Source organism: Clostridium sp., assembly GCF_034179595.1.
In the GTDB taxonomy this organism is placed as follows: domain Bacteria; phylum Bacillota; class Clostridia; order Clostridiales; family Clostridiaceae; genus Clostridium.
In genome coordinates, this window is the sequence record NZ_JAXFPT010000032.1 from 1 (window position 1) to 4,741 (window position 4,741).

General features: G+C 25.9%; 4 protein-coding genes. 2 read left to right on the plus strand and 2 right to left on the minus strand.

The annotated features are described in order from the left end of the window. On the minus strand, nt 1-1,385 hold a 1,385-nt coding region (locus SPJ33_RS03770), incomplete at its 3' end, for a sodium-dependent transporter (RefSeq protein ID WP_321116642.1). 266 nt (nt 1,386-1,651) lie between these two features. Here SPJ33_RS03770 and SPJ33_RS03775 point away from each other — a divergent pair. Then, on the plus strand, nt 1,652-2,338 hold the full coding sequence (locus SPJ33_RS03775; RefSeq protein ID WP_321116643.1) for a ferric reductase-like transmembrane domain-containing protein: 687 nt from the start codon (nt 1,652-1,654) through the stop codon (nt 2,336-2,338). Between the two features lie 36 nt (nt 2,339-2,374). On the opposite strand, the gene htpG is transcribed toward SPJ33_RS03775, so the two are convergent. After that, on the minus strand, nt 2,375-4,255 hold the full coding sequence (gene htpG / locus SPJ33_RS03780) for a molecular chaperone HtpG (protein ID WP_321116644.1): 1,881 nt from the start codon (nt 4,253-4,255) through the stop codon (nt 2,375-2,377). A gap of 285 nt (nt 4,256-4,540) precedes the next feature. Here htpG and SPJ33_RS03785 point away from each other — a divergent pair, with 285 nt between their 5' ends. Continuing rightward, nucleotides 4,541-4,675 (plus strand): hypothetical protein, encoded by a 135-nt coding sequence (locus SPJ33_RS03785; protein WP_321116645.1) that lies wholly within the window; start codon nt 4,541-4,543, stop codon nt 4,673-4,675. Nucleotides 4,676-4,741 lie beyond the last annotated feature (66 nt).

Here is a 4,741-nt window from a genome sequence, read left to right on the forward strand (position 1 = left end):
AAATTATATCCTCCATACGGTGTAGTAAATTCAGTAAATAATGTTTGAATTAGCATGAAAATTAATATAGCTGGTGATATATACTTAATCATTATATTCCACCACTTTCCTATATTAAAATAAGAAACTTTATTAGTATGACTACGAATTTCATCTGGTGTAACTATCCATCCGATTAAAACAACTTCTAAGAAACCAACAACTACTATTCCAAAATTATTTATAAAATTATCTATTATATCTAATAAATATAAACCAGCTCCTGTTGCAAAAACTATGCTAATTAAAAAACCTAATATAGCCAATGCTGTAACAACTCTTTTTTTATCCCATCCAAATTTATCTTCAAAAGGTGCTGATACTGCTTGTATAAGTGATACTGATGAAGTTATTCCAGCAAATATTAAGCATAAGAAAAATAAAACTCCAAGCACTGTTCCTATTGATCCCATAGTAGTAAATACCTGTGGAAAAACTATAAATGCAAGTCCAACTCCACTTGATACAACTTTTGATACTTCAACCCCTTGTGCTGTTGCCATATATCCTAAAATAGAAAAGACTGCTATTGCAGATAAAAACTCAAATCCACAGTTTGCAAATCCAGTAATGAAAGCACTATTATTTATATCTGTATCTTTAGGTAAATAACTTGAATAAGTCATCATTATTCCCATAGCTAAACTCAATGAAAAGAATACTTGACCATATGCTGCAATCCATACCTCATGTTTTAACATCATTGACCAATCTGGAGTAAATAATGTATTAAGTCCTTTAACTGCTCCTTCTAAATTTATAGATCTTATAGCAATTACTATCATAATAAAAACTAATGTAGGTAAAAGTACTTTATTAACTTTTTCTATACCCTTTTTAATTCCTTTATAGCAAATAAACCAATTTATTCCCCAGATAAAAGCTATTCCAATTAGTATGTTCCATACAATCCCACCAAATTCTAAAGGTGAATTACTTGTATTTAAAAATGAATTATAGAAAAATGTATTAGTATCATTACCCCAGCCTTTTGTAAAACTAAGCTTTAAGTAATTAATAGTCCAACTAAGTATCATTGAATAATAAATTAATATTATAAATGCATTTATGGTTGGCCACCATCCAAGCCATTCCCAATTTTTCTTTCCTCTAGCTATTGCAAGAGGAGTTGATCCTTTATATTTGTGACCCATTCCATATTCTAAAATTAAAATTGGAATCCCTGCTGTAAATATTGCAACAAAATATGGGATTAAAAATGCTCCTCCACCATTTGCATATGCAACATAAGGGAATCTCCATATGTTTCCTAATCCAACTGCTGAGCCTACTGCTGAAAGTATAAATCCAAATTTACAACCCCACTGCTCTCTATTATCATCCATTTTCTTTCTCCCTTTTATTTGAATTGTTATATAAACTACTTATATGTTTAATTTTTAAATTTATTAATCAGAGAATTTATTTTTGTGGATATATAAAATTCATCCATATGCAAAACTTTTTATATTTTTATTACTATATAAGGTATTTTATTGTCACTTTTTTATCAATACTAAGTTTATATTAAAAAAATTATTGACTAAATTCTATAACTATATTAAACTTTTATTGATATTGATTATCAATATTTAAAGAAAAGGAGTATCATATGTATTTTATTTATTCATTAATCGTAGTAACGCTTTTAGTACTACTTTTTACAAAATCAATTAGAAATCATGCAAAAATATTTTATTTTATAGCTTCTGTAATGGCTATTTTGACAACTGTTTATGAAATCTTAAGATTAACTTCTAATATTGAACTAAATGGATTTATAGGAACTTTAGAAAGGGTTTCTATGAAAGGACATATTTCAATTGCATTTTTTGTGCTTGTAATGTTTGCAGGAGCATTAAATCCAAGATGGAATTTAACTAAAAAACTATTAAGTATAAGAGCTGAATTAGCTATACTAGGTTCTATATTTATACTTCCACATTGTATAATGTATTTTGCTAGATTTATTATACTTAAATTGATTCCTGGCAAACCATTAAAACCTTTATATGTTACTTATTTAATTATAGGAATTATAGCGTTTTTAATAATGATTCCATTATTTATAACTTCATTTAAAAAGATTAGAATTAAAATTAAATATAATGATTGGAAAAAGCTACAAAGATTTGCTTACTTATTTTATCTTTTAACTTACATACATATTTTAGTTTTATCATTAAATAAGTTACATAAAAAATCATTTGACCTAATTATTTATACAATAGTATTTGCTACATACCTTATTCTTAAACTAATAAAAACCTTTAGTTATAAGCATAAATTCAAACAATAAAAAAACTCTACCAAAAAGGTAGAGCTTTTTTCATTTTTATTTCATTAATTTACATATATCATTTGTAAAATCTACTGGATCTTTTATGTCTATTCCTTCTATAAGCAATGCTTGATTATATAATAAATTAGTATATAAGTTAAACTTATCTTTATCATTTTCATATGCATTCTTTAATGCTTTAAATACATCATGATTTATATTAACTTCTAAAACCTTCTCAGCCTTTACTGCTTGATTATTAGGCATAGCATTTAATATCTTTTCCATTTCAAGTGTTATATCTCCAACTGTTGATAAGCATACTGGATAATTCTTTAATATCTTTGATTCTTTAACAGTTGTAACCTTGCCATTTAATAATTCTTTCATAGCTTCAAAGATTTCTTTATTTTCTTTTTCTTCTACTTCTGATACCTCTTTATTATCTTCTGATTCTATTCCTAAATCTCCGCCAGATACTGATCTAAATTCCTTATCTTTATAATTCATAAGCATCTTTATAGCAAATTCATCTATATCTTCAGTAAAGTATAATATTTCATATCCTTTATCTAATAATGCTTCTGTTTGTGGTAATTTTTCAATTCTTTCATTTGATTCACCAGTAGCATAATAGATATATTTTTGACTTTCTGGCATTCTATCTACATATTCATCTAATGTAACTAATTTCTTTTCCTTTGATGAATAGAACATTAATAATTCCTTTAATACATCCTTATTTGCTCCAAAATCATCATATACTCCATATTTTAATTGTCTTCCAAATGAATTATAGAATTTTTCATACTTTTCTCTTTCATTCTTTAACATATTCTTTAGTTCATTTTTAATCTTATTTTTTATATTCTTTGCAATAAGTCTTAATTGTCTATCATGTTGTAACATTTCTCTTGATATGTTAAGAGATAAATCTGGTGAGTCCACTACCCCTTTAACAAATCCAAAGTAATCAGGTAATAAGTCCCCGCACTTTTCCATTATTAGAACACCATTTGAATATAATTCTAATCCTTTTTCATATTCTCTTGTATAGAAATCATATGGAATATTTTCTGGTATAAATAATATAGCATTATAGCTCATCATACCATCTACACTTATATGAATATGTTTTAAAGGCTTATCAAATCCATAATGTTTTTCTAAATAGAAGTTATTATAGTCTTCATCAGTAAGTTCCTTTTTATTTTTCTTCCATATAGGAACCATACTATTTATTACTTTAGTTTCCTTAACTTCTTCATATTCATCTTCACTACCTTCTTTAAGCTTTCTTGAAGTTACATCCATCTTAATTGGGTATCTTATAAAATCTGAATATTTTTTAATCATTGCTTGTAATTTATATTCATCTAAATATTGATCATAATCTTCATCTTCTACATTTTCTTTCATAGTAAGAATAATATCTGTTCCTACTGTATCTTTAGTACAAGGTTCTATAGTATATCCATCTTCACCTTCTGATTCCCATCTATAAGCTTCATTACTTCCAAAAGCTTTACTTATAACTGTAACCTTTTTAGCAACTAAGAAAGCTGAATAAAAACCAACACCAAATTGTCCTATTATATTATGCTCATCATTAACTTCATTTTCTTTCTTAAACTTTAATGATCCACTTTGAGCTATAACACCAAGATTTTCTTCAAGATCTTCCTTTGTCATACCTATACCAGTATCACTAATTGTTAAAGTTCTATTTTCCTTATCAGGAGTTATCTTGATATAATAATCATCTCTATTAAATCTTATGGAATCATCTACTAATGCTTTATAGTAAATCTTATCAATAGCATCACTTGCATTAGATATAAGTTCTCTTAAAAATATTTCTCTATTTGTATATATTGAGTTAATCATAAGGTCTAATAATCTTTTAGATTCTGCTTTAAATTGTTTCTTTTCCATATTTCTTTCCCCTTTCACACTAAAAACATACCGAAATAATACGTTAATTCAATTTTTATTAGCACTCTCACCCATTGAGTGCTAACCATATTCTTTATATAACATATTTTCAATTTTGTGTCAACATAGGTAGTTTATATAATTGTACTAGTCTATATAATTTTATTAAAAGATAAGCTGATTTACTTAATTTAGTGTATATAAAATTTAATGAAACAAATACTATAAAAATCAAATTAATAATCTTAATTTGATAAAAATTACAACAGAAGAAAGGTGAATATCATGAAAAATGTACCAAAAAATGGCCATTCCTTAAGACAATTATATGATGAACCAAATAGCATAACATCAAAATCTAATGCTAATAATCATTCTAACCCATCATATTTAAGAGGCGATAAACCAAATACAAAATAAAAATAAAAATCTCTCTACATTTAAGTAGAGAGATTTTTTAACATTATCATTATAATTTTGTTCCAC

Bases quoted from the DNA above. Each gene is read 5' to 3' on its own strand.
- SPJ33_RS03775 (WP_321116643.1), top strand. From the start codon at position 1,652: ATGTATTTTATTTATTCATTAATCGTAGTAACGCTTTTAGTACTACTT.
- htpG (WP_321116644.1), bottom strand. From the start codon at position 4,255: ATGGAAAAGAAACAATTTAAAGCAGAATCTAAAAGATTATTAGACCTT.
- SPJ33_RS03785 (WP_321116645.1), top strand. From the start codon at position 4,541: ATGAAAAATGTACCAAAAAATGGCCATTCCTTAAGACAATTATATGAT.